This window comes from Pseudooceanicola lipolyticus (assembly GCF_002786325.1).
In the GTDB taxonomy this organism is placed as follows: Bacteria; Pseudomonadota; Alphaproteobacteria; order Rhodobacterales; family Rhodobacteraceae; genus Pseudooceanicola_C; species Pseudooceanicola_C lipolyticus.
The window spans coordinates 1-3,448 of record NZ_PGTB01000259.1; the positions used below are offsets into that span (position 1 = coordinate 1).

The window sequence follows — 3,448 nt, forward strand, 5'->3', positions numbered from 1 at the left end:
CGCCGGGATCAGTTCGGCCGGGCCATCGCGTCGCAGCGCCTCGGCATGGGTGAACCACAGCGGCCCTCCCGCCAGCGGATGCGCGCCCTCGGGCCGGGCCGGGCCATGCTGAACCAGCGGTCGGAAATAGTCGGTCACAGCTGCGCTTGTCCCACCGGCAGCGCCCGCAGCGGCACCTCGCTGCTGGCCGGCAGGTCGGCGCCGATTACCAGCATTTCGGTGGCAGCGAAGGTGGCGGCGAACCAGGCCGCCAGCGCCACCGCATCACCCGGCTGCGCCGAGGGGCCATCGACCGCATCCAGCACGATTTTCGACGGCGCCCAGACGCTGATCTGGCCGTTGCGCATGGCCCAGTCCAGTTCGGTCCGGGTGCTGACCACCACGCAACGGGCATCGCGCGACGCCAGCACCCAGGCGTTCTGCTCGATCGCCAGCAGGTCGATCCGCCGCTGGGTCAGCGGGTGCGCCGTTTGCGGTGCGGCGGCGTCCGGCGCGCCGACACACAGGACCAGCGGCCGCTGCCGCGCCTGCAACTGGTCGATCCAGCCGGGCAGATGCGGCGAGGCAATCGCCGCGTTCGACAGGTATGCCAGCCGGGGATGCGGCACCTCGTAGGCCACCGGCGCATGCGGGTGGCCGTCCTGCGCGCGTACGATCTCAACCCCCAGGGCGCCGGGACCCCGATCCAGTTTTTCGATGCGAACAAAGGCTCTTACAGCCTGCGGCTCAAGTAGAATACGTTCCGCCACCCGCTCGGCCAGGGTTTCCAGCAGGTTCAGCCGTTCGGCCGCCAGTTCATAGGCAATCGCCTCGGTCACCCGGTCATAGCTGAGGATGCGGTCGACATCGTCGTCGATCGGCCCGGATTGCGGCCGCACCTCGACCACGATGTTGAAGCACACCCGCTGGGTGCGCCCGCGTTCGGCCTGAAACGCACCGATCTCGACCTCGACCACGTGGTCGCGCAGCGAAATGCGGTCCAGCGGCCCGGCCCCGGCCGTGGCCTCGGAGCGTTCGGCGGGATGCGCGAAGGCAAGATGGATATCGGAGGTCATGCAGCGGGCCTTTGTCATCTCGCGATGTCGCCGCGGCCCGAAGGCCGCGCCGCCTTCTAGCAGGCCCGGCAGACCCGCACCAGCCACCGCAGGCACGGGCTGGCGGCGGCGCATCCTGCAAGCCGCGAAAAACCGCTTTGTCCCAAGACAGTTGCGGCCGGGTTCTCAGCCGCAAAAGAAGCGGTTATTCGCTGCTCGCCGTGCGATAATTCGGACGATAGAACACATGCACGCCGATGCGCGCGGTCTGCTTGTAGGTGCGCGACCATTTCGGGCGCACGGCGGTGGTATGATAATAGGTCGCGCCACCGGTCAGCCCCACGGTCACCCCGTCCAGCACCGCGCGGGCCACCTTTGCCACCCGTTCGAACGCCTTCGGTTCGGCGATGATCTCTTTGTAACCATCACAGGTATAAGTGAACTGGCACTGATACTTGCGGCCGGTGCCCTGGTTGATCACCCCGCATAGCGTGGCGGGAAAGCGGCTGCTGTTGACGCGGTTCATGATCACCTCGGCGACCGCGAACTGGCCTTTCACGGTCTCGCCGCGCGCCTCGAAATACAGCGCTTCGGCCAGGCAGCGCCATTCTTCGTCGCCGGCGGCGGGCGGCAGGCCATCCACCCAGTCCTTGGTGAAGCTGATCGACTCCGGGCGGGTCTTGCTGCGCGGTGCCGACACGGTCAGCAGCGATCGCAGATGTCGCCCCGAAAGATTATCCAGGCTGTTCTGTTCTTGCCGAAACAGGTCCTTCAAATCGGCTTCGGCAGAGGCAGCAGAAGGCAAAATCAAAGCCCCGGCCATCGCGGCCGCGATTAAAAACGGTTTCATGGTAACCCCCGATGATCGCCCGCGCAAAAGCGGACCCCATAGCGCATGCGCCTCGGACCGCTTACCGCAAAGCGCCTGTTAAATCCAGTTTTGCAGAAAAAACAAGCGGTAATCTGCCAAAGTTAACGGGCTTGCCGCCGGCCCCGGACTCGCCACCGCCACAACATCTGCGCAAGCGCCGACTTTTGATCGCCCATCTTGTGGTGAATCGCCAATTGCGCCGCGGCCAGCCGCGCCACCGGAACCCGGAACGGAGAACAGGAGACATAGTCGAATCCCGCCGATCGGCAGAAGGCGATTGATTCGGGGTTACCCCCATGTTCTCCACAGATCGACAGGGTTATTCCCGGCTTTGAGGAACGGCCCCGTTCCGCCCCCAGCTTCAACAATTCTCCCACCCCGTCCTGGTCCAGGACGTGAAAAGGATCCTCAGGGAACACGCCCTGTTGCACATAGGCCGACATGAACCGCCCGGCATCGTCGCGCGACAGCCCATAGGTCATCTGCGTCAGGTCGTTGGTGCCAAAGCTCATGAAGGCGCTGTGCAGCGCGATCTCGTCGGCGCGCAGCGCCGCGCGCGGGGTCTCCACCATCACCCCCAGCCGATAGTCAAAGCTGCGGCCCTTCTCGCTGCGCACCGCCGAGGCGACGGCGTCGATCCGGCCCTTGACCAGTTCGACCTCGCGCTTGGCCGAGACCAGCGGGATCATGATTTCCGGCACCACCGGATCGCCCTGGCGGCTGGCTTCCAGCGTCGCCTCGAAGATCGCCCGCGCCTGCATGTCGTAAATCTCGGGCAGCGTCACGCCCAGCCGCACGCCGCGCAGGCCCAGCATCGGGTTATATTCGGCCATTTCCTCGACCCGCCGGGTGACGTCGCTGACCGGGATGTCCAGCGCCTCGGCCAGTTCGCGTTGGCCGCTATGCGAGGTGGGCAGGAATTCATGCAGCGGCGGGTCAAACAGGCGGATGCAGACCGGCTGCCCCTCCATGATGCGGAACAGCTGGATGAAATCGTCGCGCTGCATCGGCAGCAGCCGCTCCAGCACCGCCTCGCGGCCGGCGCTGGTCTCGGCAAAGATCATCTCGCGCATCACCGTCAGGCGGCCGGGTTCGAAGAACATGTGCTCGGTCCGGCACAGCCCGATGCCCTGGGCGTCGAAATTGCGCGCGGTCTGGGCATCTTCGGGAGTGTCGGCATTGGCGCGGATGCCGATGTCGCGCGCGGCATCGGCCCAGTCCATCAATTGCTGGAATGCATCGTCCAGCGCCGGTTCCAGCAATGGCGGTTCGCCGGCCAGGATCTCGCCGGACGACCCATCGATGGTGATGACGTCACCGGCCCGCAACACCCGCCCATCCGGCGTGGTGATGGTGTTTCTGCGCGAGTCAAAGCGCAGGGACGAGGCGCCGACGATGCAGGGCAGGCCCAGCCCGCGCCCGATCACCGCCGCGTGGCTGGTGATGCCGCCGCGTTCGGTCAGCACCCCGGCAGCGGCATGCATGCCGCGGATATCCTCGGGCGCGGTTTCGCGCCGCACCAGGATGCAGGGCTCGCGCCGGG

At 66.3% G+C, this 3,448-nt stretch carries 3 protein-coding genes; all 3 read right to left on the reverse strand.

Annotated elements, in window-relative coordinates; genetic code table 11:
• Positions 1 to 134: 134 nt before the first annotated feature.
• Positions 135 to 1,055, reverse strand: coding sequence for a dihydroneopterin aldolase (locus CVM52_RS24515; RefSeq protein WP_100164914.1), 921 nt, complete (start codon positions 1,053 to 1,055; stop codon positions 135 to 137).
• A gap of 184 nt (positions 1,056 to 1,239) precedes the next feature.
• Positions 1,240 to 1,884 (reverse strand): cell wall hydrolase, encoded by a 645-nt coding sequence (locus CVM52_RS24520; RefSeq protein ID WP_100164912.1) that lies wholly within the window; start codon positions 1,882 to 1,884, stop codon positions 1,240 to 1,242.
• Positions 1,885 to 2,006: 122 nt separating this feature from the next.
• On the reverse strand, positions 2,007 to 3,448 hold a 1,442-nt coding region (locus tag CVM52_RS24525; RefSeq protein WP_100164913.1), incomplete at its 5' end, for a putative PEP-binding protein.

Bases quoted from the DNA above. Each gene is read 5' to 3' on its own strand.
- CVM52_RS24515 (WP_100164914.1), bottom strand. From the start codon at position 1,055: ATGACCTCCGATATCCATCTTGCCTTCGCGCATCCCGCCGAACGCTCC.
- CVM52_RS24520 (WP_100164912.1), bottom strand. From the start codon at position 1,884: ATGAAACCGTTTTTAATCGCGGCCGCGATGGCCGGGGCTTTGATTTTG.